Here is a 25597-nt window from a genome sequence, read left to right as displayed (position 1 = left end):
GGCGCCGCGGGGCGCCATCATATAGCAGAGCGATGCGGCGCGTTCCGCCGCATCGCCATCGCAACGATGATCGCTCAGACGGGCAGTCCCGTCGACTCGGCCAAACGGTGTAGGACGAAACGCGCGCGCCCGGCAGTAAAATGTGCGCCGACCGCGCCCCGCCAGGCCACGCCCACCGCACGAGACCATGCCAGAAACCACCCAGCAGACACGCCGAGCGCGCAAACCGCGCACGCGCCGCGCCGGCGCCGGTGGTGGGCTCGACGAAGGCTTTTACGCCGAACTGCTGCATATCGTGGGGTTGCGGGAGAGCGTTTCCGGCGTCAGGCGCACCGTCGCGCGACTCGCGCCGTACGAGCGCTTGCGCGGCGCGCTGATCGAACTCGCGCTGTCGCGCCTCGCCGCCCGCGAGGGCGAGAGCGAGGGGCCGGAGGCCGACCACCTCGAACTCGCGCTGCGGCTTTGCATCGCATGGATCAGCCGCCTCGTTTTTCTCAAGGTGCTCGAAACGCGTCTGCTGACGCTCCATGGCGACGAGGCGACCTACGCGTTTCTGAACGCCCAGCGTATCCGCTCGTTCAGCGATCTCGACGCGCTGTGCGACGCCGTACTAGGCGCCGGTGACGACACGCCACCGGCTCGCTTCGCTCAGCTTCCCCGCTTCGACGGTTCGCTTTTCGAGCCGCAAGACCTGGATCGAAGCCTGCTCGGCATGAGCGCGCTCGACGCTAGCGCCACGCTGCCGCTTTTCACGGCGACCGTGCTCCCCCCTGCGAGCGGCGAGCGGCACACGCTTGCGTATCTGCTCGATTTTCTCGCGGCGTTCGACTTCTCCGCCGGTTTGGCCGCGCAAGCGCCAACCGCGACGAACAGGCGTTGCCTCGACGCCTCCTCGCTCGGGCTCGTCTTCGAAAAGCTCAACAGCTACCGCGACGGCGCCTGGTACACGCCGGGCAGCGTCGCAATGCAGCTCGCCCGTCCCGCCATCACGCAAGCGGCGCTCAATCGCTTGAATCGGGCCAGGGGTTGGCGCTGCACGAACGTCGATCAGCTATCCGAATTAATTGGCGAATCGATCGAAAACCGCGACGAAGCGCGCGCGATTCTGGACTCGCTGCGCATCTGCGATCCCGCCGTGGGCTCGGGACATCTGCTCGTATCGGCGCTCAACGAGTTGCTGGTGCTGAAAGTGCGCCTCGGCTTGCTGGGCCCGCGCGAGCGCGAAGCGCTCGGCGCTTGCCGAATCGACGTCACCGCGGACCGGCTCTGCGTCACGCACGCGAATCGCGAACCGCTCACCCGTGAGTGCGATGGCACGACCATCCGCAAGATCGAAGCCGCGCTCTTTCGCGTCAAGCGGGACATCGTCGAGCACTCGCTTTTCGGTGTGGATATCAATGCGGATTCGGTCGGCATGGCGCGCTTGCGGCTGTGGATCGAACTGCTCGAACACGCGGATTTCACCGTTTCGCTGCCGAACCTCGAGACCAACCTCAAAGCAGGCAATGCGACGCTCAGCCGTTTCGACTTCGATACGCGCCTGCGCGACCAGGCTGAACTAGTAGCGAACTATCGCGCGAGCGCGGCAAGACTGCGGGCGACAGCCACAGCCGTCACAAGTCGCGCCGAAATCACCCGATGCGCACAACTGCGCGACGCATTGCACTTCGCTCTCGCGAACCACCAGGCCGCAACGCCACCCGAAGAAGCCGCCGCGTTCGAATGGCGCATTGAATTCGCAGACCTCCTCACCGACGAAGGCGACTTCGAGCGTTTCGACGCCGTCATCGCGAACCCGCCCTATATCGACTCCGAACGCATGATCAACCAGGGCCAGCGCGCGCTGCGCGAGCGGCTGGCGCGGCGCTGGCCGAGCGCGCGGGGCAACTGGGACCTCTACATCGTGTTCATGGAGCTGGGCCTCGCGCTCCTGAGGCCCGGCGGCGCGATGGCGTATCTCACGCCCGACAAGTGGCTCTCGAAGCCCTTCGGCGATGCCTTGCGCGCCCGGCATCTGGGCAAGATCGAACGCATCGTCAGGCTCGGGCGCGACGTGTTCGAGCAGGCGCGTGTGGATTCGATCGTCACGCTCTTTCGCGAGTCCGGCACGCCCGCCATCGCAACCGCGCGCATCGACGGCGAGACGCTCACCGAGCTTGCGCAAACCGACAAGCGCACGCTCGAGACGCCATGGCCTCTCGACGCGTTGCTCTCGCCGCACGCCGCGTTCGTGCAGCGGTTCGCCCGTGCCCACGCGACACTCGGTTCGCTGCTGCCCTGCGAAAACGCTTGCGCGACGTCAGACGCCTACCGGCTCGCACCGCTCGTCGATATGGCCGAAGGCCGCTTCCAGCCGGACCATCACTACCGCGTGGTGAACACCGGTACGCTCGGGCGCTACGTCTCGCGCTGGGGCAGCAAGCCGATGACCTATCTCGGGCGACGCTACGAGGCACCCGTGGTCGAGCGCGAGCGCTTTGCGTCGACGTTCGCGAACGGCTACGGCGCGAAAGCACGGGCAAAAAAGGTGATCGTGAAAGGCCTCACACGGCTCGACGCGACACTCGATCTCGCAGGCGACACGATCCCTGGCAAGACCACGCTGATCCTGCGCTCCAACGACGAGCCTCTGCTGAAGTTCGCGGCGGCGTTGCTCAATTGCCCGCTCTCGGTGTTCCTGATCCGCGCGAAGTACGGCGCGTCGAGCTACAACGGCGGCGTGGCGTTCACGACAGCGATGATCGACGCCCTGCCCGTGCCGGGCGGCGCTCCGGTGCGCAGCGAGGTCGCCGACTGCGTGACCCGGTTACTGTGCGCCCAGCAGTCCGGATGCGACGCCGCTAAAGTGGACAACATCGCGCGCGAGATCGATCGACGCCTCTACGCGGCATTTGGCTTGTCGCCACAGGAGATCGACCTCGTGGAAGGACGCGCCGGCTCGATGGCGCGCGAGGCAAGCTGAGCGCGCAGCGCGGCGACGGCGTCCCGGCGAGTCGGCTAGTCTTGCTCATCCTCGCGCAGAGCAGACATCATGGAACGGCTTCGATTCTTTAGTGCTTCCGACGAGAGCAGCGTGCTGACGCAATCGATCGCCACGACGTTGGTGATCGCCCTCATCGGCATTCTGTTCGGCCTGATCTCCGGCTCGTTTTCGATTGTGTTCGACGGCGTTTATTCGCTCGTCGACGCGAGCATGAGCGCGCTCGCACTCGCCGTTGTACGCCTGATCACCTCCTACGCGGTCAACGTCGACCTGCCGCGCAAATGGCGCGAGCGCTTCACCATGGGCTTCTGGCATCTCGAACCCATGGTGCTCGGGCTCAACAGCACGCTGCTCGTAGGCGTGGCCGTCTACGCGCTGATCAACGGCGTCACCAACCTGCTCGCAGGCGGCCACGAGCTGCACTTCGGTCCTGCCCTTGTCTACGCCGTGCTCACCGTCAGTGCCTGCGTGGCGATGGCGGTGTTCGAATCGCGCGCGAACCGCCGGATCCACTCGGATTTCGTGCGCCTCGACATCAAGTCGTGGATCATGTCCGCGGGCATCACGGCAGCGCTGCTCGTGGCCTTCAGCGTCGGCTATGCGATTCAGGGAACGGCGTGGGAGCCCCTCACGCCCTACGTCGACCCAGCGGCGCTCGTGGTGGTGTGCGTCGTGATCATTCCGATTCCGCTCGCGGAAATCCGCCAGGCCCTGTTGGACGTGTTGCTCGTGGCGCCCGCGGATCTCAAGCAGCATGTCGATGCCGTTGCGAAGCGCTTTGTCGAGCGCTACGCCTTCGAGTATTACCGCGCCTATGTCGCGAAAGTGGGCCGCTCCCGCGAGATCGAGCTGTATTTCGTCGTGCCGCCCGACATGCCGCCGAAACGCATCGCCGAATGGGACGCGATCCGCGACGAAATTGGCCGGGCCATCGGCGGGGACGAGTCGCACCGCTGGCTCACGATCATGTTCACGAGCGATCCGCAATGGGCGGAGTGAGGAATCTGGCGCGGGGCGCGCAGAAAGCACAAAGGGTTACGTGAAGTTCACGTAACCCTTTGTCTTGAATGTGGTGCCGGCTGCAGGACTCGAACCCGCCACCTGATGATTACAAATCAACTGCTCTACCAGATGAGCTAAGCCGGCGTAGCCCGCTATTCTACTTCATTTCACGATCTTGAGGTGGCCCTTGCCGCCCTTGTTGCCGCCTTCGTCGTCTTTGTCGGCGGCGCGCGTCGCAACCGGCGCGAGCGGCGCAGCGGGTTCCTCGGCAGGCTCGTCGCGCACTGCGTGCGCCTCGTGCGCTTCGGCTTCTTCGTGGTCCTCCGAGGACAGCACATCGTCGGCATCGCCGGGCGGCGACTCGACCGGGAACGCCATGCCCTGACCGTTCTCGCGCGCGTAGATCGCGAGCACGTTCGACACCGGCACCTCGATCTTGTGCGACTTGCCCGAGAAGCGCGCGTGGAACTCGATCGTCTCGTTGCCCATCTGCAACTGGCTCGTCGCCTCGAAGCTGATGTTCAGCACGATCTCACCGTCACGCACGAACTGGCGCGGCACGCGCGTGCGGTTGTCGACCCGCACCGCGATATGCGGCGTGAAGCCGTTGTCGGTGCACCACTCGTACAGCGCGCGCAGCAAATACGGCTTGGTGGAAATCTCTTGCATCAACAATCCTTTCGCGAGGCGGCATCCACACCCACGCTGTGCACGCCGCCTCTGTTACCTGCAACCACCAGGATACTGCTTAACGGCGCATAACCTTTTCAGACGGCGTCAGCGCTTCGATGTACGCCGGACGGCTGAAAATGCGCTCGGCATACTTCATGAGCGGCGCGGCATTCTTCGACAGCTCGATGCCGTAGTGGTCGAGGCGCCACAGCAGCGGCGCGATTGCGACGTCGAGCATCGAGAACTCTTCGCCCAGCATGTACTTGTTCTTCAGGAAGATCGGCGCGAGCTGCGTGAGGCGGTCGCGGATCGCGAGGCGCGCCTTCTCGTGGTTCTTCTCGGCGGCCTTGCCCTTCTCGTTTTCGAGCGTGCTCACGTGCACGAACAGTTCCTTCTCGAAGTTGAGCAGGAACAGACGCGCGCGGGCGCGCTGGACCGGGTCGGCCGGCATCAGCTGCGGGTGCGGGAAGCGCTCGTCGATGTACTCGTTGATGATGTTCGACTCGTACAGAATCAGGTCGCGCTCGACCAGAATCGGCACCTGACCGTACGGATTCATCACGGCGATGTCTTCCGGTTTGTTGAACAGGTCGACGTCGCGGATTTCGAAGTCCATGCCCTTTTCGAACAACACCAGCCGGCAGCGCTGGGAGAAGGGGCAGGTAGTGCCTGAGTACAGAACCATCATGATTTACATTTCCTCAATAAACCCAAAAGGCCAGCGGGCGAAAAAACCGTCTGACGGTCCCTGAACCGTCAGACGGCTTCTCGTCGCACCGGCCCCACGTCGGTCAGGACGTGCCTATTTGATATCTTTCCAGTACGCGGCGTTCAATCGCCACGCGAAAAAGCTCAAGACGCCGAGGAACAGGAGCACCCACACGCCAAGCTGCCTGCGGGTTTTCTGCTCGGGTTCGGCCATCCAGCCGAGGTAGGCCACCAGGTCGGCCACGTCGGCATCATAATCCACCGGCGATAGCGTTCCAGGCGTGACCTGCTGGAACCCGGCAAAGCGACGGACTTTTTCCCCGGTTTCCTCATCCGTCGTGTCCTCGAACTTCGCCGTGCGGATGCCCTGCAACTGCCACAGCACGTGCGGCATGCTCACGTTTTCGAACACCAGATTGTTCCAGCCGGTCGGCCGCGTGTCGTCGCGGTAGAAGCTGCGCAGGTACGTGTACAGCCAGTCGCGCCCTTTCGCCCGCGCTTCCACGGAGAGGTCCGGCGGCGCCACGCCGAACCACGACTTCGCGTCGTCCGGACGCATCGCGATGGACATCGTGTTGCCGACCTTGTCGGTCGTAAACAACAGATTATCTTCGATTTGCTTCTGCGGAATGCCGAGAACCTGCAATCGGCTGTAGCGCATCAAGTTCGCACTATGGCAATTCAGACAATAGTTTACAAACAATTTGGCGCCGTGTTGCAGCGAAGCAAGATTTTCGCCGTTATCGGGAGCGCGGTCGAGCGGAATGTTTTCCTGCGCCGCGACAGATCCAACCCCAAAGGCACATGAGAGCGCCAGCGCGGCCAAGCCGGCCCGGACGCCGGCAGCCCGTATGCTCACCTTCGCGAGCGTAGAAAAAAGAGAACGTTTCGTCATATCTTCCTCGCTCGTCAATTAATGGGGCTTGAACCGCACGCGTTCGGGCGGCTGCTTGAAAGTGCCAAGCGGCGTCCAGAACGGCATGCCGAGGAAGAAAGCGAAATAGACGAGCGCGCAGATTTGGGCGATCAGCGTGGCCGCCGGCGATGGCGGCTTCGTGCCGAGGAACGCGAGCGTCAGGAACGCCAGCACGAAGATGCCGAGAAATACCTTGTGAAAGAACGGCCGGTAGCGGATCGACTTCACTGGCGAGCGGTCGAGCCATGGCAGGAAGAAGAGCGAGATCACCGCCGTGCCCATCACCACCACGCCCCAGAACTTCGACTCAGTGAAGTACATGGCGACGATCACGAGCACCGCCAGCACCGGTAGCCCGGCGCGCCATTTGCCGCGGGCGCGCACGAGCGCGAGCAGCCCCAGCAGCGCGATCACGATCATCAGCACGATCTTGAACGGGTCGGTCGTGGCGCGCAGCATCGCGTAGAACGCCGTGAAGTACCAGACCGGCGCGATTTCGGGCGGCGTTTGCAGCGGGTTGGCCGGCACGAAGTTGTTCGACTCCAGGAAGTAGCCGCCCATCTCCGGCGCGAAGAACACGATCGCCGCGAAGATCATCAGGAAGATGCACACGCCCATGAAGTCGTGCACCGAGTAGTACGGATGGAACGGGATACCGTCGAGCGGCACGCCGTTCGCGTCCTTCTTCGCCTTGATCTCGATGCCGTCCGGGTTGTTCGAGCCCACTTCGTGCAGCGCGATGATGTGACAGATCACGAGCCCGACCAGCACCAGCGGAATGGCGATCACGTGGAACGCGAAGAAGCGGTTCAGCGTGACGTCCGACACCACGTAGTCGCCGCGAATCCACAGCGAGAGGTCCGGGCCGATGAAGGGAATCGCCGAGAACAGGTTCACGATCACCTGCGCGCCCCAGAACGACATCTGGCCCCATGGCAGCAGGTAGCCGAAGAACGCCTCGGCCATCAGGCACAGGAAGATCGCGCAGCCGAAGATCCACACGAGCTCGCGTGGCTTGCGGTACGAGCCGTACAGCAGCCCGCGGAACATGTGCAGATACACGACCACGAAGAACATCGAAGCGCCCGTGGAGTGCATGTAGCGAATCAGCCAGCCCCACGGCACCTCGCGCATGATGTACTCGACCGACGCGAACGCGAGCGTCGCATCGGGCTTGTAGTTCATGGTGAGGAAAATGCCGGTGATGATCTGGTTGACCAGCACGAGCAGCGCGAGCGAACCGAAGAAGTACCAGAAGTTGAAGTTCTTCGGCGCGTAGTACTCGGAAGCGTGAGCGCGCCAGCTCGCGGTCATCGGAAAGCGCTTGTCGATCCAGCCTTGCAGGCCGGCCGTCTCCACCACATCCTTTTCGGTTCCCGTCGCCATCACGCTTCTCCTTTTTCGTCCTTGCCGATCACGATCTGCGTCGGGGACGCGAACATGTAGCGGGGAATGTCGAGGTTTTGCGGCGCCGGCTTGTTCTTGAACACGCGGCCGGAGAGATCGTAGGTGGAGCCGTGGCACGGGCACAGGAAGCCGCCTGGCCAGCTGTCGGGCAGGTTCGGCTGCGGGCCTTCCTGAAAGCGAGGCGTCGGCGTGCAGCCCAGATGGGTGCAGACGGCCACGGCCACGAGAATGTTCTGATGCTCGGCGCGCGAACGGAATTCGTTCATGCAGTACTCGGGCATCGGCATCGAGAACGGATGTTCGGAGTTCGGGTCAGCCAGATCGGGATCGGCCTTCTTGACGTCGGCCATCATGCGATCCGTGCGGTTCAGGATCCACACGGGCTTGCCGCGCCAGGCGACGGTCATCATCGAGCCGGGCTGCAGATTCGTGATATCGGCTTCGACGGGCGCGCCGGCGGCGCGGGCTTTTTCGGATGGTGCAAAGGAACCTACGAAAGGTACGACGGTGGCCACGCCTCCAATGCCACCTGCTACGGACGTCGCAATCAGCCAGGTTCGGCGGCTGCCATCGACGCGGTCATTCTCTTTGTCTCGCATCACATCGCCCCACTTCTGAGTTGGATTTTTCCGTCACGCCAGCTTACCCGCGGTGCTGCCGAACGCTAGTTTGCTCGAATGGAGTTGGCATTTACAAGGGGCGTTCTCGAAAAAGCCTCGGAAGTCCTTGATATCTCGGGGTTTTCCCGCAGAAAAGAGGGCCACTTTCTTTTCAGTTTGTAAATGCCTTATGAATAAAACCATGCTGCGCCACGGCAATTTGCGCCGAATACGCAATCAAACGGGATTGTCGATATCGATGAAAAGATGCTCGATGTCGAAGGCTTCCGAGAGGTGCGCGCCCACTGCCTGCACACCGAACCGCTCGGTTGCGTGGTGGCCCGCGGCGAGGAACGCCACGCCGCTTTCCGCCGAGGTGTGCGTGATCGGCTCGGAGATTTCGCCGGTGAGGAAGACGTCGGCGCCGGCGTCGATCGCCGCGTCGAAGAGACTTTGCGCCGCGCCCGTGCACCAGGCCACGCGGCGCAGTTGCCAGTCGGGGTCGCCGAGCACGAGCGGCGAGCGGCCGAGCGTCTGCTCGACCTCGGCGGTAAAGTGCGCGAGCGTGATCGGCATGGGCAGCGTGGCCATCCAGCCAAGATCCTGGTCGCCGAAGCGTTGTTCGCCGATCCAGCCGAATCGGGCGCCCAACTGCGCGTTATTGCCCAGTTCGGGATGGCAGTCCAGCGGCAGATGGTAGGCGAACAGGTTGATATCGTTCGCGAGCAGCGTCTTCAAACGCCGGTACTTGCGGCCCGTAATTTGCGGCGCTTCGTTCTTCCAGAAGTAACCGTGGTGCACGAGCACGGCATCGGCGCCCCACTCGAGCGCGGCTTCGAGGAAGGCGAGCGAAGCGGTCACGCCCGTGGCGATCTTCTGTACGCGCCGCCGCCCTTCGACCTGCAAGCCATTGGGGCAGTAGTCCTTGAACCGCGCGGATTCCAGAAGATTGTTCAGATACAATTCCAGTTCGATCCGATCCATATAATCCTCTAATCTTCAGATGCTTAGACGCTTTTGGCTGTTCTTCGCCCAGGCGGTGACGGTCCTGCTGGCGTTGATGTTCATCATCGCCACGCTCAAACCGCAGTGGCTGCAGCACCAGGGGCAGTTCGGCAAGCAGCTTGCCGAACCGATCGTTGCACTGCGGGAAGTGGCGCCGGGTATTGGTGGAGGCGCCGCCCAGGGCTCCTATGCGGACGCCGCCCAGAAGGCCATGCCCGCGGTCGTCAACGTGTTCTCGAGCAAGGATGGGTCGCTGCCGCCCGATCCCCGCCAGAACGACCCGCTATTTCGCTACTTCTTCGGCGAACGCAACAAAAACCAGAAGCAGCAGGAGCAGCCTGCCGCCAACCTCGGTTCGGGCGTCATTGTCAGTCCGGACGGTTACATTCTAACGAACCAGCACGTAATCGACGGCGCGGACCAGATCGAAATCGCGCTTTCCGACGGCCGCACCACCAACGCCAAAGTGATCGGCATCGACCCGGAAACCGATCTCGCGGTGCTCAAGATCAATCTGCCAAACCTGCCCACCATCACGCTCGGCCGCATGGACCAGACGCGCGTGGGCGACGTCGTGCTCGCCATCGGCAACCCGTTCGGCGTGGGCCAGACGGTCACGATGGGCATCATCAGCGCGCTGGGCCGCAATCACCTCGGCATCAACACGTTCGAAAACTTCATTCAGACGGACGCGCCGATCAATCCGGGCAACTCGGGCGGCGCGCTCGTCGACGTGAACGGCAACCTGCTCGGCATCAACACGGCCATCTACTCGCGCTCGGGCGGCTCGCTCGGCATCGGCTTCGCGATTCCCGTTTCCACGGCGCGCAGCGTGCTGGAGAGCATCATCACCTCGGGTTCGGTCACGCGCGGCTGGATCGGCGTGGAGCCACAGGACGTGACGCCTGAGATTGCCGACTCTTTCGGGCTCAAGGAGAAGTCGGGCGCGATCGTCGCAGGCGTGCTGCAGGGCGGCCCCGCCGACAAGGCCGGCATCAAGCCGGGCGACGTCCTGACCTCGGTGAACGGTGAGGCCATCACCGACACCACGCGCCTCCTGAACGTCATCGCGCAGATCAAGCCGGGCTCGGACGCGAAGATCCACCTCGTGCGCAAGAACAAGGACATGGATCTCGACGTTCTGATCGGCAAGCGCCCGCCGCCGCCGAAGCAGCCGGCCCAGGAAGACGGCGAAGGCGACGACGGAGGTTGATGTCACACCGCAGGTGGGGCGTCGCGCCCTACCCGCAAGCAGAAAACGAAAAGGCCGCGAACGTGGGTTCGCGGCCTTTTGCTTTCCTGCGGCTTTTTCTCCGCTAAGCCAGCGGGGGCTAGCTCGCCGCCTGCCTCTCGTCCGCGGGCTTCTTCTCGCCAGTGCCGACGAAGATACGCGCCGCGATAATGCCCAGCTCGTACAGGATGATGAGCGGCAGCGCGAGAATGAGCTGCGAGAACACGTCCGGCGGCGTCACCACTGCCGCGACGATGAACGCGCCAACGATCACGTAGGGCCGGACCTGCTTGAGCTTCTTCACGGTGACCACGCCCATGCGCACGAGCAACACGACGACGATCGGCACCTCGAAGGTCACGCCAAACGCGATGAACATGGTGAGCACAAAGCTCAGGTAATTGTTGATATCGGTCGTCATCTCCGCGCCGAGCGGCGCGTTGTAGTGCGCCATCACGCGGAAGATGGTCGGGAACACCACGAAATACGCGAACGCCATGCCGCACAGGAAGAGCGTGTAGCTACTCGCCACGAGCGGCACGACGAGCTTCTTTTCGTGCTGGTATAGGCCGGGGGCGACGAACGCCCAGATCTGGTAGAGCACGACCGGCAGTGCGATCACGAAGGCCACGAGCATCGTGACCTTCATGGGCACGAAGAACGAGCCGGTCACGTCGGTGACGATCATCTTGCCGTCGCGCGGCAGGTTCTGCATGAGCGGACGCGCAAGCAGCCGGAATATGTCGGGCGCCCAGTAGACGAGCCCGACGAACACGACGATCACGGCAACGCCTGCGCGAATGATGCGGTCGCGCAGTTCGACGAGATGGGAAATGAAGGTCTCTTCGGAGCCTTCTTCCAGTTTTTGCTGGGGGTCGCTCACACCGGCCCTCGGTTGGAAATGGTCGTGCGCAAAGGCGGATCCGCGTCAGAAGAACCGCGTGGGCCGGCGCAGGCTCGCCGGGGTATGCTGCGCCACGCGCGCAGCGCCCGATTGCACCCGCGTGCGGCGCAGCGTGGCGCGTTTGTACCAGGCCGGCGCGGCGCTTTGCTTCACACGCCAGTTCTTGCGCTTCGCACCGCTCGCGCCTGCGTTGCCGGAGCGCCATCCTGATTGCGTGGCGACGCCGTCCAACACGTTGGCGGCGCCTTCCACGCTGGCAGGATCCGCGCCGCCTGCGATGCTCGGCGACACCGACGTGCCCGCGTTCCACGCGTCGTTCAACTCGCTTTCATGCTTGCGCAGATTGTCCTGAACGTTCTTCTCGACGTTCTGCGCCGCCGCCTCGAACTCAGTCTTCATGCGGCGCAACTCGTCGAGTTCGATCTCGCGCGTGACCTCCGCCTTGACGTCGTTGATATAGCGCTGCGCGCGCCCGAACAGCGCGCCGGCCGTGCGTGCGACCCGCGGCAGCCGCTCCGGCCCGAGAACGACCAGCGCGACGACGCCGATCAGCGCCATCTTGGTTAAACCGAGATCGAGCATGAATGGAGTTTTCCGTCAGCCTTGGCTGCCTTAATGGAAACAAGCGGGAAACAAGCGGAAAAACCAGTGGCGGCAAAAAATCAGCCGCCACACGTTTTAGCGGTAGTCGTTCGAGCGCTGCGTCTTGTCCTTGGCTTCGACGTCGACCGCACCGCCGTCGGCCGGGAGTTCGCGCTTTTGCGCGTCCGCACCGGCGCCTTCGTTCTCGCGCATGCCTTCCTTGAAACCCTTCACCGCACCGCCCAGATCGCTACCGATATTGCGCAGTTTCTTGGTGCCGAAGACGAGCGCAACGATCAACAAGACGATCAGCCAGTGCCAAATGCTCAACGAACCCATGATTGACTCTCTCCTTAACCCCGCCGCCGCGCGACCTGCGCGACGCGATAAATTGTGCCTGTTCGATGTTGCATGGACGTGGCGTGCGACCCTTTAGCGCGACGCTTCAGTGAGACCCACGCCATCCGTCATTTATACCGACTTTCAGCGCCGCCGGCACTCAGCCCATGCGGTGCCACGGACGCGGCCCAGCGAGCAAATGCGCGTGCAGATGGTAGACCTCCTGCCCGCCGCCCGGCCCCGTATTCACCACCGTCCGAAACCCGGTTTCGCCGCCCGTGTACGAGACGCCCAATTCCCTTGCGAGCCGCGCGACCAATACAAACATTCTACCAAGCAGCGGTGCGTCGTTTTCACCGCAATCGGCGAGGGTGGAAATATGCTGGCGCGGAATCACGAGGACGTGTGTCTCGGCTGCAGGCCGGATGTCGCGGAAGGCGACGAACTCGTCGTCCTCGTACACCCGTGTGCTGGGAATATGGCCGTCGGCAATCTTGCAGAAGAGACAGGTGCTGCGGTCGTGACTCATGGTGCTCCTGGTGAGCAAAGCCGCACGCGCCCCCGGAGCCTTCAGAACCAGGCGCGCGGGTTGTGCAGCGGCTTGTTGTCGTACAAGTACAGCCAGCCTTTGATGATACGGTACAACGTCCAGATTGCGACAGCCCACAAAATTGGAATGCCGACCAGCACGAAGATGAGCACGCCGCCGATCAGATGGCCGGCCAGACCGAGCCAGAACGTGCGGATTTGCCACGTGAAGTGCTGCTCATAGGGCGTGCCGAGTGCTTCGTCGCGTTTGAGGTAATTCAGGATGATCGCCACCAGCACCGAAATGCCGCCGGTCAGCCAGTACACCGCATAGAGCGCGTACAGCACATGCGTGAAAGTACGCAGGCTGCGCAAACGGTCCGCGTCAACGCCGTTGCGGTACGAAGGGGGCGGATAGTCGCCGGACGTGGACATGTTGTTCATCTCCTGTCGATCCGGACTTAGGGCTTTAGCCCTTACTCCGGTTCCATGCAAAGCCATCGTTCTGTTAGTGGGTGCGCTGCACGGCAACCTTCACTCGCCGCTCTCTTCGCGCTCGCGGCTCTTGCGCAGCGCCTTTTCCTCGAGACCCGAAAGGCCTTCGCGACGTTCCAGTTCCGCGAGCACGTCGGCGGGACTCAGATCAAAGTGCGAGAGCGTAACGAGGCAGTGGAACCACAGGTCGGCCATCTCGCCGACCAGCGCCTTCGGTGCGCCGCCCTGACGCACGTCTTTCGCGGCCAGCACGACTTCGGTCGCCTCTTCGCCGACCTTCTTGAGCACCGCGTCGTCGCCCTTGTGAAACAGGCGCGCGACGTAGGAGGCGTCCGGATCGCCGCCCTTGCGGCTGTCGATCACCGCCGCGAGGCGCAGCAGGGTGTCGTTGGTGTTCAGTTGCGTCATTTGTAGATGTGTTCGGGGTCTTTCAGCACCGGGTCGACGGCGACCCAGCGGCCTTCGTCGACGGTGCCTTCGAATTGCTGGAAAAAGCACGAGTGGCGGCCCGTGTGGCACGCAATGCCCGAGACCTGCTCGATCTTGAGCAGGACGACGTCTTCGTCGCAGTCGAGGCGGATGTCGCTCACGTGCTGCACGTGGCCCGACTCCTCGCCCTTGAACCACAGGCGCTGGCGCGAGCGCGAGAAATACACCGCACGGCGCAGCTCGACCGTCTTGGCGAGCGCTTCGCGGTTCATCCACGCGAACATCAGGACGTCGCCCGTGGTGGCTTCCTGCGCGATCACGGGCACGAGGCCGTTGGCGTCCCAGTTGACCTTGTCGAGCCAGTTGGCATTGGCAAGGTCGTTATCGGATTTGCCGGTTTGAGTGTTGCTCATCGCGTTACATCCTCACCGAAATGCCCTGGTCGGCCATGAAGCGCTTCGCCTCGCCCACCGTGTGCTCGCCATAGTGGAAGATGCTCGCCGCCAGCACGGCGTCGGCATGGCCCTTGACGATGCCGTCCGCGAGATCCTGCAGGCCGCCCACGCCGCCCGAGGCGATCACGGGAATCGGCACCGCGTCGGACACCGCGCACGTGAGCGCGAGGTCGAAGCCGCTCTTCGTGCCGTCGCGGTCCATGCTCGTGAGCAGGATTTCGCCCGCGCCCAGCTCGGCCATCTTGCGCGCCCATTCCACGGCGTCGATGCCCGTGGCCTTGCGCCCGCCGTGCGTAAACACTTCCCAGCGCGCGGGTTCGCCCGGCGCCGATGTCCGCTTCGCGTCGATGGCGACGACGATGCATTGCGAGCCGTATTTGTCGGCGGAATCGCGCACGAGCTGCGGATTGGCGACCGCCGACGAGTTCATGCTGACCTTGTCGGCACCGGCGTTGAGCAGGCGCCGCACGTCCGCCACGGCGCGCACGCCGCCGCCCACGGTGAGCGGAATAAAGACCTGCGAAGCCACCGCCTCGATGATCGGCAGGATCAGGTCGCGCTGGTCGGAGGTCGCGGTGATGTCGAGGAACGTGAGTTCGTCGGCGCCCTGGTCGTCGTAGCGGCGTGCGATTTCGACGGGGTCGCCCGCGTCGCGCAGTTCGACGAAATTGACGCCCTTGACGACGCGCCCGGCGGTCACGTCGAGGCAGGGGATAATGCGTTTGGGTAGAGCCATGATCTTGCCGAAGTTGCCAGTCGGTGTGTGTGCGGCGAGCACCTTTCGCGAGAAGGCTGCCGGGCCCGGTTCGGGCGTGGCGCGCAGCCCATTGTCGCGCGCTTTGCGCCTTGCCTTGCGCCTCGATGCGAAATTATCCCGCGCGAGCGCCAGTCCCCATGGAGATGGCGGCGCAGCGCCAAAAACAAAAGGCCTCCAGTGACGGAGGCCGGCATACGACGCTTTACGCGTCGTCCGATTCGCGCAGGCTGTCTGCGCGCGTTTGCGCGGCGTTGAAATCGAGGTCGCCCGAGTAGATCGCGCGGCCGCAGATCACGCCTTCCACGCCTTCGTCCTCGACCTCGCACAGTGCGTCGATATCGGCGAGGTTGGAAAGACCGCCGCTCGCGATGATCGGAATCTTCACCGCGCGCGCGAGGCGCACCGTCGCTTCGATGTTGATGCCCTGAAGCATGCCGTCCCGGCCGATGTCGGTGTAGATGATCGACTCGGCGCCGTAGTCCTCGAACTTGCGCGCGAGGTCCACGACTTCGTGGCCCGTGAGCTTGCTCCAGCCGTCCGTCGCGACCTTGCCGTCTTTCGCGTCGAGGCCGACGATGATATGGCCCCCGAATGCGGTGCATGCTTCCTGGAGGAAGCCCGGATTCTTCACGGCGGCGGTGCCGATGATCACATACGACAGACCGTCGTCGAGATAGCGCTCGATGGTGTCGAGGTCGCGGATGCCGCCGCCGAGCTGCACGGGGATCTCGTCGCCGACTTCGCGGATGATCTCGCGAATCGCGTCTTCGTTCTTCGGCTTGCCGGCGAACGCGCCGTTGAGGTCGACCAGGTGCAGGCGCCGCGCGCCGCGCTCGACCCAGTGTCGGGCCATAGCCGCCGGTTCCTCGGAGAAAATCGTCGCCTGGTCCATATCGCCTTGTTTGAGGCGCACGCAGTGACCGTCTTTGAGATCGATGGCCGGAATCAGCAGCATAGCTTCGGGTGTGTCTGGGAATGAGGTTGAAGTCTGCAGCGCCGGCGGAAAAAAGGCCCGATCCGACGCCGTTTCGCTAGTTTAGTACAACTCTTTCGGCGGCCTTGCCCACGCAAATCGAATGCCGCTGCGCTCGTGCGCGAAGGCGGCTGCGAGCGTCAGCGCCGCAGGAAATCAGGGGTTCCAGTGGACGAAGTTGCGATAGACGCGCAAGCCTGCAGCAGCGCTCTTTTCCGGGTGGAATTGGGTGGCGAAGATGTTATCCCGCGCCACTGCCGAGGTAAAGGCCGCGCCATACGGCGTTTCGCCCACGGTGTGCGCCGCTTCCGCCGGAACCACATAGTAGCTGTGCACGAAGTAGAAGAAGCTTTCGTCGGGCACACCGTCCCACAGGGCGTGCGCGCGCGCCTGGCGCACGCGGTTCCAGCCCATTTGCGGGACCTTGAAGCGCGAGCCGTCGTCCTGCAACTGGCCTTCCAGATCGAAGCGCACGACCTTGCCGGGCAGCAGGCCCAAGCCCTTCGTGTCGCCTTCCGCGCTCCAGTCGAACAGCATTTGCTCGCCCACGCACACGCCCATGAGCGGCTTCGTGCGCGAGGCTTCGAGCACGGCATCCTGCAGGCCCGACTCGGCGAGGCTGCGCATGCAGTCGGGCATCGCGCCCTGCCCCGGCAGCACCACGCGGTCGGCAGCACGGATCGCCTCGGGACGCTCGACGATGGCCACGTCGGCTTCCGGCGCGGCCTGCCTCAGCGCCTGGGCCACCGAACGCAGGTTGCCCATTCCATAATCAACAATCGCAATTGAAGTTTTCATCTCGAATCCGGCCTGCTCAAAAGGCCTTGCCCCTGGCTGTGTGGGCGCATGTGCGCCGCGATGTGCCCTGATCTGCCTTCGAAGCCGTCAATGTACGCCAGTCGGCGCGTGCAAGCCCATAAGCCGAACGGCTAATGTGGCGCGCATGCCGCATGTGGGCGACGGCCCCGGCGCGCCGCGCCCGAAGTCCTGCTCAGGCACGCCCCGGCACAGTGCGCGCAGCGCGGCCCGCCTCCCGGTCGGTGAAAGGCGTCGCTTAGAGGCTGCCCTTCGTCGACGGAATCTTGCCCGCCTGACGTTCGTCCAGTTCGGCGGCCTGGCGCAGCGCGCGGCCGAATGCCTTGAACACGGTTTCCATCTGATGGTGCGCGTTGAGGCCGCGCAGATTGTCGATGTGCAGCGTCACGCCGGCGTGGTTCACGAAGCCGCGGAAGAACTCGATCGACAGGTCGACGTCGAACGTGCCGATGCGCGCGCGCGTGAACGGCACGTGGAATTCGAGGCCCGGACGGCCCGAGAAGTCGATCACGACGCGCGAGAGCGCTTCGTCGAGCGGCACATAGGCGTGGCCGTAACGGCGAATGCCCTTCTTGTCGCCAATGGCCTGCGCCACCGCCTGGCCGAGCGTGATGCCGACGTCTTCCACCGTATGGTGGTCGTCGATATGCGTGTCGCCATGCGCCTCGATGTCCAGATCGATCAGACCGTGTCGTGCGATCTGGTCGAGCATGTGGTCGAGAAACGGCACGCCAGTCGCGAGCTTTTGCTCGCCGGTGCCGTCCAGATTGAGTTTCACGCGGATTTGCGTTTCGCTGGTGTTGCGAACGACTTGCGCGACGCGCATGGCAATTTCCTTCAAACAGCCCGTAACAGGAGAGTGGGAGAACGAAGCTTCGACTTAACGGAGCACGAGCTTCAGGGCAGCGAGCAATTGCGCGTTTTCGTCGGGGGTGCCAACGGTCAGGCGCACACAGTTCGCAAGCAATGGGTGCATTTTACCCACGTTTTTGATCAGAATCCGGGCAGACAGCAGCGTGTCAAAAACCGCCGCCGCGTCGGGCACGCGCACGAGCAGGAAATTGCCCGCGCTTTCGAACACCTGGGCGCCCGGCAGCTTCGCCACTTCGCCGGCCAGCGTCGCACGTTGCGCGCGCAGCTGCGCGGCCTGCGCATCGAGCACATCGATATGGTCGAGCAGCAGATCCGCCGCCGCCTGCGTGAGCACGTTCACGTTGTAGGGCGGACGCACCTTGTCGAATTCGTTGAGCCACGACGCACGCCCGGCCAGATAGCCGAGGCGGATGCCCGCGAGCCCGAGCTTCGACATCGTGCGCATCACGACGACGTTGTCGAACTCGCCCGCGCGCGGCATCCAGCTTTGCATCGCGAACGGCTGGTAAGCCTCGTCGATCACCACGAGGCTCTTCGCCTCTTCAGCCGCCGCGATCACGCGCTCGATGTCGGCGTCGTCGAACAGCGTGCCCGTGGGGTTGTTCGGGTATGCCAGCCAGATCACGGCGGGCGTGTGCTGAGCGATCGCCGCGAGCGTCGCTTCGAGGTCGAGCGTGAAGTCGCTCTTGAGCGGCACACCGACGAACTCCAGCTGCGCAAACTTCGCCGACATCGCGTACATGACGAAGCCCGGCACCGGCGCGAGCACCTTCGCGCCCGGCTTCGCGCACGCCATGGTGATCATGCTGATGATCTCGTCCGAGCCGTTGCCGAGCAGCACGTCGCAGTCGGCCGGCACGCGCATCGTCTGCTTGAGCTTCGCGATCAGCGCCTCGGGGCGCGGCGCGGGATAGCGGTTGAGCGCGACCGCCGCGAGGCGTTCGCCCAGTTGCGCGGCAAGGTCGGCGGGCAGGGCAAACGGGTTCTCCATGGCGTCGAGCTTCACGAAACCGGAAGCGTCGGGCACGGGGTAACTCGTCATCGCGAGCACGTCGCGACGGATGATGTCTTGTGGTGTCGTCATGTCGAAAGGCGGCTCGCGAAAAGCGGGGCCGCCGGCACGGGCAGCTCGGCGAGCCGGCTGCCCTGGTTATCGTCGTGGTCTCTGCTGCGTGCGGGTCAAACTGAAGGTCTAACTGCTGCGCCCCGCGCACTCGCGGGGCTTGCCGCCGCACTGCGTCTCCATGCTGCGCGACGGCTCACTCAACCGGTTTCTGCGAGTCGCGAGGCGTGCCTTACATCTGCTTCATGCGGAATTCGGCGCTGCGCGCGTGGGCTTGCAGGCCTTCGCCGTAGGCCAGCTCGGCTGCGATTTCGCCGAGCGTTTGCGCGCCTTCCGCGCTCACCTCGATGAGGCTCGAGCGCTTGATGAAATCATAGACGCCAAGCGGCGACGAGAAACGTGCGGTACGAGACGTAGGAAGCACGTGATTCGGCCCCGCGCAGTAGTCGCCGAGGCTTTCGCTCGTGTAGCGGCCAAGGAAGATCGCGCCCGCGTGGCGGATTTCGGCGCCCCATTTCTGCGGCTCCAGCGCCGAGATTTCGAGGTGCTCCGGCGCGATCTCGTTGGCGATGGCGCAGGCCTCGGCCATGTCGCGCACCTTCACGAGCGCGCCGCGGTTCGTGAGCGACGTGGCGATGACTTCGGCGCGCGGCATGGCGGGCAGCAGTTCGTCGATGGCGTCTGCCACGCGCTTGATGAAACTCTCGTCCGGGCACAGCAAGATGGACTGCGCGAGCTCGTCGTGCTCGGCCTGCGAGAACAGGTCCATGGCCACCCAGCGCGGATCGGTCGTGCCATCGCAGATCACGAGGATTTCCGAGGGGCCCGCGATCATGTCGATGCCGACCGTGCCGAACACGCGGCGTTTGGCCGAAGCGACATAGGCATTGCCCGGTCCGCAAATCTTGTCGACGGCCGGGATCGTATTCGTGCCGTACGCGAGCGCCGCCACGGCCTGCGCACCGCCGATCGTGAACACGCGATCGACGCCGCCGAGCAGCGCCGCCGCCAGCACGAGCGGGTTCTTCACGCCGTCGGGCGTGGGCACGACCATGATGATTTCGCGCACGCCCGCCACCCGCGCGGGAATGGCGTTCATCAGCACGGACGACGGGTACGCGGCCTTGCCGCCGGGCACATAAAGGCCCACGCGGTCGAGCGGTGTGACCTTTTGGCCGAGCACCGTGCCGTCGGATTCGGTGTATTGCCAGCTATGCGAGCCGCACTCGATGCGCTGCTTCTCGTGGTAGCCGCGCACGCGCGCCGCCGCCGCTTCGAGCGCCGCGCGCTGCTTGGGCTCCAGGCTCTCCAGCGCCGCTTCGAGTTCGCTGAACGGCAGCTCGAGCGCCGCGACGCTCGGGGCGGCAAGGCGGTCGAAGCGGTTCGTGTAGTCGAGCACGGCGGCGTCGCCGCGCGCCTTCACGTCGGCGAGAATCTGCGCGACGGAGCGCTCGATGGCCTCGTCCTCGCTCGCCTCGAAGGCGAGCACCGCGTGCAGCGCCTTCTTGAAGCCTTCGGCGCTGGAATCGAGTTTGCGCATCGTGATAGCCATGCTGGTATCCATCCGTTACGTTGTGCGCGCGGCGCCTTTTGAGACGCACTGCGCGCGGGGCGGCGCGTGATTGCGCCTGCCCTTCGCTTCTACTCTGTCAGCTCGCCTGCGCGCCGCGCGACGCGCGTTCGAACGCGTCGATGATGGGCCGCAGCGCGGCGCGCTTGAGCTTGAGCGCCGCCTGATTCACGACGAGGCGCGACGAGATCTCCATGATCTCCTCGACCTCGACCAGATTGTTCGCACGCAGCGTGCCGCCCGTGCTGACCAGGTCGACGATCGCGTCGGCGAGGCCGACGAGCGGTGCGAGCTCCATCGAGCCGTACAGCTTGATGAGGTCGACGTGCACGCCCTTGGCTGCGAAGTGCTGGCGCGCGGCTTCCGTGTACTTGGTCGCCACGCGCAGGCGCGCGCCCTGGCGCACCGCATTCGCGTAATCGAAGCCGCCCTTCACGGCCACCGAAAGACGGCAGCGCGCGATGTCGAGATCGATCGGCTGATACAGGCCGCCGCCGCCGTGCTCGATAAGCACGTCCTTGCCCGCCACGCCGAAGTCGGCCGCGCCGTACTCCACGTAGGTGGGCACGTCGGTCGCGCGCACGATGATCACGCGCAGGTTCGGGTCGGTGGTCGGCAGGATCAGCTTGCGCGAGGTTTCCGGGTCTTCGGTCACATGCACGCCCGCCGCGGCGAGCAGCGGCATCGTCTCCTCGAAGATGCGGCCCTTCGAGAGCGCAAGCGTGAGCGGCGCGCTGGCCGCGGCCGCCGGCGTGGGCCTGGACTCGACCGTGCTCATTGCGCGCTCCCCTTGATCCGCTTCACGTTCGCGCCGATCTTCGTGAGCTTCTCTTCCATGCGGTCGTAGCCGCGGTCGAGGTGATAGATGCGATCGATCAGCGTTTCGCCGTCCGCGCACAGGCCCGCGATCACGAGACTAGCCGAGGCGCGCAGGTCGGTTGCCATCACCTTCGCGCCCGAGAGCTTCTCGACACCGGCGACGAGCGCCGTCTTGCCGTCGATCGTGATGTGGGCGCCCAGGCGATTCAGTTCCTGCACGTGCATGAAGCGGTTTTCGAAGATGTTTTCGACCACTTGCGAGGTGCCGTCCGCGATCGTGTTGAGCGCCATGAACTGCGCCTGCATGTCGGTCGGGAACGCCGGGTATTCGGAGGTGCGCACGTTCACGGCGCGCGCGCGCTCGTGCATGCGCACGCGCATCCAGTCGTCGCCCTCTTCGATCGTCACGCCCGCTTCGCGCAGTTTGTCGGTGACGGCGTCGAGGATGTGCGGACGCACGTGGCGCAGCGTGACGTCGCCGCCCGCGGCCGCGACTGCGCACAGGAACGTGCCCGCTTCGATACGGTCCGGAATGACGGTGTGGTGCGCGCCGTGGAGCTTGTCCACGCCCTGGATCACGAGGCGGTCGGTGCCGATGCCTTCGATCTTCGCGCCCATCGCCACGAGCAGGTGCGCGAGGTCGCCCACTTCGGGCTCGCGCGCGGCGTTCTCGATCACCGTCTCGCCCTCGGCGAGCACGGCGGCCATCAGCAGGTTTTCCGTGCCGGTGACCGTGATCATGTCGGTGACGATGCGCGCGCCCTTCAGGCGCTTCGCGCGCGCCTCGATGAAGCCGTGCTCGATGTTGATCTCGGCACCCATCGCCTGCAGGCCCTTGATGTGCTGGTCAACGGGGCGCGCGCCGATCGCGCAGCCGCCCGGCAGCGACACCTTCGCCTCGCCAAAGCGCGCGACGAGCGGCCCGAGCACGAGGATCGACGCGCGCATGGTCTTCACGAGCTCATACGGCGCGACGAGATTGTTCACCTTCGAGGCGTCGAGCTGCACGCGCGCGCCGTGCTGCTCGGTACGCACGCCCATCTGGCCAAGCAGCTTGAGCGTGGTGCGCACGTCCTGGAGGTCGGGCACGTTGTCGAGATGAACGGGTTCCGCGCTCAGAAGGCCTGCGCAGAGAATGGGCAGCGCCGCATTCTTTGCACCGGAAACAGCCACTTCCCCTGCGAGCTTCTGCCCGCCGACGATGACGAGTTTATCCATGCCTGAGGTTTCCTGATCGGTGCGGCCGGCTTGCGGGGTCGCTTGATGTTGAGCTGCGCCGCTCGCGGCGGCGTCTTTGTCCTGGGTGATTCGCACTGAGATTCCAGATTATGCGTTCTGCCATTCGGCGGGCGTGAGCGTCTTCATGCTGAGCGCGTGGATTTCCTCGCGCATGCGGTCGCCGAGCGCCGCGTAGACGAGCTGATGGCGCTGGATCAAGCGCTTGCCGTCGAATGCTGAGGAGACGATGGTCGCGAAGAAGTGCTGGCCATCGCCTTCGACTTCGAGGTGCTCGCACGCGAGCCCTGCCGAGATGTACTGCTTGATCTGTTCCGGAGTCGGCAACATGAGTATGGCTCCTGCTTAGTGACGCAGCTTGTACCCGCTCGCGAGCAAACGCATGGCGAGCGTGGCCAGCGCCACGAAAAACACGAAAACGATCGACAGGCTCACGAGCGGGTTGATGTCGGACAGGCCGAAGAACCCGAAGCGGAAACCATCGATCATGTAGAAGAACGGATTGAGCCGCGACACTTCGCGCCACAGGGGCGGCAGCGTATGCGTCGAATAAAACACGCCCGAAAGGAACGTGAGCGGCATGATGAGAAAGTTCTGAAACGCCGCGAGCTGGTCGAACTTCTCCGCCCAGATCCCGGCGATCAGGCCGAGCGTACCGAGGATCGCCGAGCCGAGCACCGCGAAAGCGAGGATGTAGAACGGCGCGGCGAAGCTCATCGGAATGAACCAGATCGTCACGACGAACACGCCCGCGCCAACGGCGAGGCCGCGCACGATCGAGGCGAGCACATAGGCACCAAACATCTCCCATGCAGCGAGCGGCGGCAAGAGCACGAATACGAGATTGCCAGTGATCTTCGACTGGATCAACGACGACGAGCTGTTGGCAAAGGCGTTCTGCAGCACGCTCATCATCACGAGGCCGGGAATCAGGAAGCTCGTGTACTCCACGCCCGGATACACCTCAACGTGGCCGCGCAGCGCATGGCCGAAGATCGTGAGATAGAGCAGCGCGGTAATGACGGGCGCGAGCACGGTCTGGAAAGCGACCTTCCAGAACCGCAGCACTTCCTTGTAGAACAGCGTACGGAAACCGCTCATGCGAGACCCTCGACCACTTCAGGACCGTTCATCACCTGCACGAAGACATCCTCCAGATCGGCCTTGCGCACTTCCACTTCTTCGAGCTTGCAGCCGTTCGCGCGGCACTTGGCCAGAATACGCTCCACGTCGTCGTAGCTCGCGAGGCGCAGCAGATGCTGGTGTGCGCTGGCGCCCGCCGGATCGACTTCGAGCGCGCGCAGATCGCTCGGCAGCACGCCTTCCGAGAAGCGCAGGAACAGCTGCGTGCCGGCGAAGCGCTGCAGCAGCGCACTCGTGCGCTCGAGCGCGACCATCTCGCCGCGCCGGAGCATGGCGATGCGGTCGCATAACTGCTCGGCTTCTTCGAGATAGTGCGTGGTGAGCACGATGGTGTGCCCTTCGCGGTTCAGGCGCGCGATGAACTTCCAGAGCGTCTGGCGCAGTTCCACGTCCACGCCGGCGGTGGGTTCGTCGAGCACGATCACGGGCGGCCGGTGCACGAGCGCCTGCGCCACGAGCACGCGGCGCTTCATACCGCCGGACAGCGCGCGCATGTTCACGTCGGCTTTCTCGGTGAGATCGAGATTGGCCATGACTTCGTCGATCCACGCGTCGTTGTTGCGCAGACCGAAGTAGCCGGACTGGATGCGCAGTGTCTCGCGCACGGTAAAGAACGGATCGAACACCAGTTCCTGCGGCACGACGCCCAGGCTGCGGCGGGCGTTGCGGTAGTCGGCGACGACATCGTGGCCGCGGACGGCGATCGAGCCCTCGTCCGCGCGCGCGAGGCCGGCAAGAATGCTGATGAGCGTCGTCTTGCCCGCGCCGTTCGGGCCGAGCAGCCCGAAGAACTCGCCGTCTTCGACCGTGAAGCTGACGCCCTTGAGCGCCTGAAGCGACTTGTAGCGCTTCTTGACGTTACGGATTTCTATGGCTGGCATGACTAATACGCCGCCCGTTTGCGAACGGTGCGGCTCAAGAGTGCATCAATGCTGCGGGGAAGACCGGAATTGGGGACGGCTTACGAGGCCGGCTTTGCTGTCTCAGTGCACGCTTATTACATACCAAGCGGTGCTTTTTGCGCCGAGGCAGCGCCCAAAAAACGGTTGATTATAGGCCAAGTCGGAAAGCGCGGCCTGGCCCTGGAGGGGAACGGCGTCGGCCCGGCAGTGCGGCGTTACACCGCTCGAACGTTAGCGTCCGGCCAGGCGACGCGGGTCAATGTCGCTCGTTGAGAAGCGAATCGACGCCGTAGGCGCGCGCGAGAGAGGCGAGCGCGGGGGGCATGTTGAGCACGGCGAGGGAAGCGCCGCGCTCACGCGCGGCACGCTGCCAGGCGATCAGCACGGCGAGCGCCGATGAATCGAACTGGGTGAGCGCCGCGCAGTCCACGGCGGTTGCGCCCGCCGAGATCTGCGCGTACCCGGCCGAGAGCGCTGCTTTTGCGCTCTCGTGGGTCAGGTTGGCGCCGGTGGCGAAACGCTCGCTCACGAGGTCGCCTTGCCCGATGCGAGTTGCTGGTTGCGCTGCGTGAGGAACTGGATCAGGCCGTCCACGCCGCCTTGCTGGATCTTTTCCTGGAACTGCTGCTGGTACGCCTGGATGAGCCACGCGCCAAGCACGTTGATGTCATACACGCGCCAGCCTTGCGGCGTCTTGTAGAGGCGATAGTCGAGCTCGATCGGCTGGCCGCCGTTCATGACCGTCGAACGGACCACGACGTCGGTGTCGTCCGGGTTCGCGCGGAACGGCTTGTACTGGATCTGCTGGTCGCGCACCTGGGCGAGCGCGCCCGAGTACGTACGGATGAGCAGCGTCTTGAACTGCTCGATGACCTGTTGCTGCTGCTCCGGCGTGGCCGTGCGCCAGTTGCGGCCCATCGCGAGCTGCGTGGTGCGGCGGAAGTCGGTGTACGGCAGGATCTTTTCGTTCACGAGCAGCGTGATTTTGCTGATGTCGCCGGACTGGATGGTCTTGTCACCCTTGATCTGGCTCATGACCTGCTGCGTGACCGTCTGAACCATTGCGTCGGGATTGCTGGTGTCTACCGTCTGGGCGAACGCGCCGCCGGCAAACGAAAGAAACATGGCGAAAAACGGGTACAGAAAGAATTTTTTCATCTCGAGTCCTGCTAGTTGGGGGACATCGCCCC

At 64.3% G+C, this 25597-nt stretch carries 29 protein-coding genes and 1 tRNA gene; 3 read left to right on the top strand and 27 right to left on the bottom strand.

Going from position 1 to position 25597, the window contains the following annotated elements:
• Positions 1-187: 187 nt before the first annotated feature.
• Complete coding sequence (locus tag M3A49_RS34435; RefSeq protein WP_266232898.1) at positions 188-2962, top strand: Eco57I restriction-modification methylase domain-containing protein; 2775 nt, start codon at positions 188-190, stop codon at positions 2960-2962.
• A gap of 69 nt (positions 2963-3031) precedes the next feature.
• A complete protein-coding gene (locus tag M3A49_RS34430; protein ID WP_266232897.1) occupies positions 3032-3982 on the top strand; it encodes a cation diffusion facilitator family transporter in 951 nt (316 codons plus the stop codon).
• Positions 3983-4053: 71 nt separating this feature from the next.
• On the opposite strand, the gene M3A49_RS34425 is transcribed toward M3A49_RS34430, so the two are convergent.
• From M3A49_RS34425 to M3A49_RS34395, 7 genes are all read right to left on the bottom strand, one after another.
• Positions 4054-4129, bottom strand: a tRNA-Thr gene (locus M3A49_RS34425).
• 18 nt (positions 4130-4147) lie between these two features.
• Positions 4148-4654, bottom strand: a complete 507-nt coding sequence (locus M3A49_RS34420) for a ClpXP protease specificity-enhancing factor (protein WP_254356201.1) — start codon at positions 4652-4654, stop codon at positions 4148-4150.
• Between the two features lie 79 nt (positions 4655-4733).
• Complete coding sequence (locus tag M3A49_RS34415) at positions 4734-5345, bottom strand: glutathione S-transferase N-terminal domain-containing protein (protein WP_027797364.1); 612 nt, start codon at positions 5343-5345, stop codon at positions 4734-4736.
• Positions 5346-5459: 114 nt separating this feature from the next.
• Positions 5460-6260 (bottom strand): cytochrome c1, encoded by an 801-nt coding sequence (locus M3A49_RS34410; RefSeq protein WP_081771851.1) that lies wholly within the window; start codon positions 6258-6260, stop codon positions 5460-5462.
• Positions 6261-6278: 18 nt separating this feature from the next.
• Positions 6279-7667, bottom strand: a complete 1389-nt coding sequence (locus M3A49_RS34405) for a cytochrome b (RefSeq protein WP_266232896.1) — start codon at positions 7665-7667, stop codon at positions 6279-6281.
• Positions 7667-8287, bottom strand: coding sequence for a ubiquinol-cytochrome c reductase iron-sulfur subunit (gene petA, locus M3A49_RS34400; RefSeq protein ID WP_266232895.1), 621 nt, complete (start codon positions 8285-8287; stop codon positions 7667-7669). Before petA ends, M3A49_RS34405 begins: the two co-directional genes overlap by 1 nt.
• Positions 8288-8524: 237 nt before the next feature.
• Complete coding sequence (locus M3A49_RS34395) at positions 8525-9271, bottom strand: Nif3-like dinuclear metal center hexameric protein (RefSeq protein ID WP_254356204.1); 747 nt, start codon at positions 9269-9271, stop codon at positions 8525-8527.
• A 19-nt stretch (positions 9272-9290) separates the two neighbouring features.
• On the opposite strand from M3A49_RS34395, the gene M3A49_RS34390 reads away from it, so the two are divergent.
• The gene (locus M3A49_RS34390; protein WP_254356205.1) at positions 9291-10505 is read left to right on the top strand and encodes a Do family serine endopeptidase; all 1215 of its coding nucleotides are present in this window, start codon (positions 9291-9293) and stop codon (positions 10503-10505) included.
• A 118-nt stretch (positions 10506-10623) separates the two neighbouring features.
• Here M3A49_RS34390 and tatC read toward each other — a convergent pair whose 3' ends face one another.
• The 20 genes from tatC to M3A49_RS34290 all read right to left on the bottom strand — a co-directional run bounded on the left by tatC (position 10624) and on the right by M3A49_RS34290 (position 25565).
• On the bottom strand, positions 10624-11406 hold the full coding sequence (tatC, locus tag M3A49_RS34385; RefSeq protein ID WP_266232894.1) for a twin-arginine translocase subunit TatC: 783 nt from the start codon (positions 11404-11406) through the stop codon (positions 10624-10626).
• 45 nt (positions 11407-11451) lie between these two features.
• Positions 11452-12009 carry a Sec-independent protein translocase protein TatB gene (gene tatB / locus M3A49_RS34380; RefSeq protein ID WP_254356207.1) on the bottom strand — a complete coding sequence of 186 codons (558 nt, stop codon included), beginning with the start codon at positions 12007-12009 and terminating at the stop codon, positions 11452-11454.
• Between the two features lie 96 nt (positions 12010-12105).
• Entirely contained in the window at positions 12106-12348 is a 243-nt protein-coding gene (tatA, locus tag M3A49_RS34375) for a Sec-independent protein translocase subunit TatA (protein ID WP_254356208.1), read from the bottom strand.
• Between the two features lie 160 nt (positions 12349-12508).
• Positions 12509-12877 carry a histidine triad nucleotide-binding protein gene (locus M3A49_RS34370; protein WP_028206580.1) on the bottom strand — a complete coding sequence of 123 codons (369 nt, stop codon included), beginning with the start codon at positions 12875-12877 and terminating at the stop codon, positions 12509-12511.
• Positions 12878-12918: 41 nt separating this feature from the next.
• Positions 12919-13311, bottom strand: coding sequence for a DUF4870 family protein (locus tag M3A49_RS34365; RefSeq protein ID WP_028206579.1), 393 nt, complete (start codon positions 13309-13311; stop codon positions 12919-12921).
• Between the two features lie 99 nt (positions 13312-13410).
• Positions 13411-13779, bottom strand: a complete 369-nt coding sequence (locus tag M3A49_RS34360; RefSeq protein WP_028206578.1) for a phosphoribosyl-ATP diphosphatase — start codon at positions 13777-13779, stop codon at positions 13411-13413.
• Positions 13776-14213 carry a phosphoribosyl-AMP cyclohydrolase gene (gene hisI / locus M3A49_RS34355; RefSeq protein WP_266232893.1) on the bottom strand — a complete coding sequence of 146 codons (438 nt, stop codon included), beginning with the start codon at positions 14211-14213 and terminating at the stop codon, positions 13776-13778. Before hisI ends, M3A49_RS34360 begins: the two co-directional genes overlap by 4 nt.
• Before the next feature lie 4 nt (positions 14214-14217).
• Complete coding sequence (gene hisF / locus M3A49_RS34350; RefSeq protein ID WP_254336986.1) at positions 14218-14991, bottom strand: imidazole glycerol phosphate synthase subunit HisF; 774 nt, start codon at positions 14989-14991, stop codon at positions 14218-14220.
• Between the two features lie 223 nt (positions 14992-15214).
• Positions 15215-15967, bottom strand: coding sequence for a 1-(5-phosphoribosyl)-5-[(5-phosphoribosylamino)methylideneamino]imidazole-4-carboxamide isomerase (gene hisA, locus M3A49_RS34345; protein ID WP_266232892.1), 753 nt, complete (start codon positions 15965-15967; stop codon positions 15215-15217).
• A 174-nt stretch (positions 15968-16141) separates the two neighbouring features.
• Positions 16142-16783 carry an imidazole glycerol phosphate synthase subunit HisH gene (gene hisH / locus M3A49_RS34340; protein ID WP_266232891.1) on the bottom strand — a complete coding sequence of 214 codons (642 nt, stop codon included), beginning with the start codon at positions 16781-16783 and terminating at the stop codon, positions 16142-16144.
• A gap of 256 nt (positions 16784-17039) precedes the next feature.
• On the bottom strand, positions 17040-17627 hold the full coding sequence (gene hisB, locus M3A49_RS34335) for an imidazoleglycerol-phosphate dehydratase HisB (protein WP_028206573.1): 588 nt from the start codon (positions 17625-17627) through the stop codon (positions 17040-17042).
• 54 nt (positions 17628-17681) lie between these two features.
• Positions 17682-18758 carry a histidinol-phosphate transaminase gene (gene hisC, locus M3A49_RS34330; RefSeq protein WP_254356212.1) on the bottom strand — a complete coding sequence of 359 codons (1077 nt, stop codon included), beginning with the start codon at positions 18756-18758 and terminating at the stop codon, positions 17682-17684.
• A 211-nt stretch (positions 18759-18969) separates the two neighbouring features.
• The gene (gene hisD / locus M3A49_RS34325) at positions 18970-20289 is read right to left on the bottom strand and encodes a histidinol dehydrogenase (RefSeq protein WP_266232890.1); all 1320 of its coding nucleotides are present in this window, start codon (positions 20287-20289) and stop codon (positions 18970-18972) included.
• A 97-nt stretch (positions 20290-20386) separates the two neighbouring features.
• Positions 20387-21085, bottom strand: coding sequence for an ATP phosphoribosyltransferase (hisG, locus tag M3A49_RS34320; protein ID WP_254356214.1), 699 nt, complete (start codon positions 21083-21085; stop codon positions 20387-20389).
• A complete protein-coding gene (gene murA / locus M3A49_RS34315) occupies positions 21082-22344 on the bottom strand; it encodes a UDP-N-acetylglucosamine 1-carboxyvinyltransferase (RefSeq protein WP_133186226.1) in 1263 nt (420 codons plus the stop codon). The genes hisG and murA overlap by 4 nt, the downstream gene beginning before the upstream one ends.
• A 108-nt stretch (positions 22345-22452) precedes the next feature.
• The gene (locus M3A49_RS34310) at positions 22453-22692 is read right to left on the bottom strand and encodes a BolA family protein (RefSeq protein WP_028206568.1); all 240 of its coding nucleotides are present in this window, start codon (positions 22690-22692) and stop codon (positions 22453-22455) included.
• Positions 22693-22707: 15 nt separating this feature from the next.
• Positions 22708-23463, bottom strand: coding sequence for an ABC transporter permease (locus M3A49_RS34305; protein WP_042269663.1), 756 nt, complete (start codon positions 23461-23463; stop codon positions 22708-22710).
• Complete coding sequence (locus tag M3A49_RS34300) at positions 23460-24386, bottom strand: ABC transporter ATP-binding protein (protein ID WP_266232889.1); 927 nt, start codon at positions 24384-24386, stop codon at positions 23460-23462. Before M3A49_RS34300 ends, M3A49_RS34305 begins: the two co-directional genes overlap by 4 nt.
• A gap of 277 nt (positions 24387-24663) precedes the next feature.
• Entirely contained in the window at positions 24664-24936 is a 273-nt protein-coding gene (locus tag M3A49_RS34295; protein ID WP_028206565.1) for an STAS domain-containing protein, read from the bottom strand.
• Entirely contained in the window at positions 24933-25565 is a 633-nt protein-coding gene (locus M3A49_RS34290) for an MlaC/ttg2D family ABC transporter substrate-binding protein (RefSeq protein WP_254356216.1), read from the bottom strand. The genes M3A49_RS34295 and M3A49_RS34290 overlap by 4 nt, the downstream gene beginning before the upstream one ends.
• Positions 25566-25597: the final 32 nt, after the last annotated feature.

It is taken from the genome of Paraburkholderia sp. CNPSo 3076, assembly GCF_026343935.1.
Classification (GTDB): Bacteria; Pseudomonadota; Gammaproteobacteria; order Burkholderiales; family Burkholderiaceae; genus Paraburkholderia; species Paraburkholderia nodosa.
The sequence above is the reverse complement of the archived record's forward strand: the minus strand, read 5'-3'. Positions and strand labels throughout refer to the sequence as shown.

Bases quoted from the DNA above. Each gene is read 5' to 3' on its own strand.
- M3A49_RS34435 (WP_266232898.1), top strand. From the start codon at position 188: ATGCCAGAAACCACCCAGCAGACACGCCGAGCGCGCAAACCGCGCACG.
- M3A49_RS34430 (WP_266232897.1), top strand. From the start codon at position 3,032: ATGGAACGGCTTCGATTCTTTAGTGCTTCCGACGAGAGCAGCGTGCTG.
- M3A49_RS34420 (WP_254356201.1), bottom strand. From the start codon at position 4,654: ATGCAAGAGATTTCCACCAAGCCGTATTTGCTGCGCGCGCTGTACGAG.
- M3A49_RS34415 (WP_027797364.1), bottom strand. From the start codon at position 5,345: ATGATGGTTCTGTACTCAGGCACTACCTGCCCCTTCTCCCAGCGCTGC.
- M3A49_RS34410 (WP_081771851.1), bottom strand. From the start codon at position 6,260: ATGACGAAACGTTCTCTTTTTTCTACGCTCGCGAAGGTGAGCATACGG.
- M3A49_RS34405 (WP_266232896.1), bottom strand. From the start codon at position 7,667: ATGGCGACGGGAACCGAAAAGGATGTGGTGGAGACGGCCGGCCTGCAA.
- petA (WP_266232895.1), bottom strand. From the start codon at position 8,287: ATGCGAGACAAAGAGAATGACCGCGTCGATGGCAGCCGCCGAACCTGG.
- M3A49_RS34395 (WP_254356204.1), bottom strand. From the start codon at position 9,271: ATGGATCGGATCGAACTGGAATTGTATCTGAACAATCTTCTGGAATCC.
- M3A49_RS34390 (WP_254356205.1), top strand. From the start codon at position 9,291: ATGCTTAGACGCTTTTGGCTGTTCTTCGCCCAGGCGGTGACGGTCCTG.
- tatB (WP_254356207.1), bottom strand. From the start codon at position 12,009: ATGCTCGATCTCGGTTTAACCAAGATGGCGCTGATCGGCGTCGTCGCG.
- tatA (WP_254356208.1), bottom strand. From the start codon at position 12,348: ATGGGTTCGTTGAGCATTTGGCACTGGCTGATCGTCTTGTTGATCGTT.
- M3A49_RS34370 (WP_028206580.1), bottom strand. From the start codon at position 12,877: ATGAGTCACGACCGCAGCACCTGTCTCTTCTGCAAGATTGCCGACGGC.
- M3A49_RS34365 (WP_028206579.1), bottom strand. From the start codon at position 13,311: ATGTCCACGTCCGGCGACTATCCGCCCCCTTCGTACCGCAACGGCGTT.
- M3A49_RS34360 (WP_028206578.1), bottom strand. From the start codon at position 13,779: ATGACGCAACTGAACACCAACGACACCCTGCTGCGCCTCGCGGCGGTG.
- hisI (WP_266232893.1), bottom strand. From the start codon at position 14,213: ATGAGCAACACTCAAACCGGCAAATCCGATAACGACCTTGCCAATGCC.
- hisF (WP_254336986.1), bottom strand. From the start codon at position 14,991: ATGGCTCTACCCAAACGCATTATCCCCTGCCTCGACGTGACCGCCGGG.
- hisA (WP_266232892.1), bottom strand. From the start codon at position 15,967: ATGCTGCTGATTCCGGCCATCGATCTCAAAGACGGTCACTGCGTGCGC.
- hisH (WP_266232891.1), bottom strand. From the start codon at position 16,783: ATGAAAACTTCAATTGCGATTGTTGATTATGGAATGGGCAACCTGCGT.
- hisB (WP_028206573.1), bottom strand. From the start codon at position 17,627: ATGCGCGTCGCGCAAGTCGTTCGCAACACCAGCGAAACGCAAATCCGC.
- hisC (WP_254356212.1), bottom strand. From the start codon at position 18,758: ATGACGACACCACAAGACATCATCCGTCGCGACGTGCTCGCGATGACG.
- hisD (WP_266232890.1), bottom strand. From the start codon at position 20,289: ATGGCTATCACGATGCGCAAACTCGATTCCAGCGCCGAAGGCTTCAAG.
- hisG (WP_254356214.1), bottom strand. From the start codon at position 21,085: ATGAGCACGGTCGAGTCCAGGCCCACGCCGGCGGCCGCGGCCAGCGCG.
- murA (WP_133186226.1), bottom strand. From the start codon at position 22,344: ATGGATAAACTCGTCATCGTCGGCGGGCAGAAGCTCGCAGGGGAAGTG.
- M3A49_RS34310 (WP_028206568.1), bottom strand. From the start codon at position 22,692: ATGTTGCCGACTCCGGAACAGATCAAGCAGTACATCTCGGCAGGGCTC.
- M3A49_RS34305 (WP_042269663.1), bottom strand. From the start codon at position 23,463: ATGAGCGGTTTCCGTACGCTGTTCTACAAGGAAGTGCTGCGGTTCTGG.
- M3A49_RS34300 (WP_266232889.1), bottom strand. From the start codon at position 24,386: ATGCCAGCCATAGAAATCCGTAACGTCAAGAAGCGCTACAAGTCGCTT.
- M3A49_RS34290 (WP_254356216.1), bottom strand. From the start codon at position 25,565: ATGAAAAAATTCTTTCTGTACCCGTTTTTCGCCATGTTTCTTTCGTTT.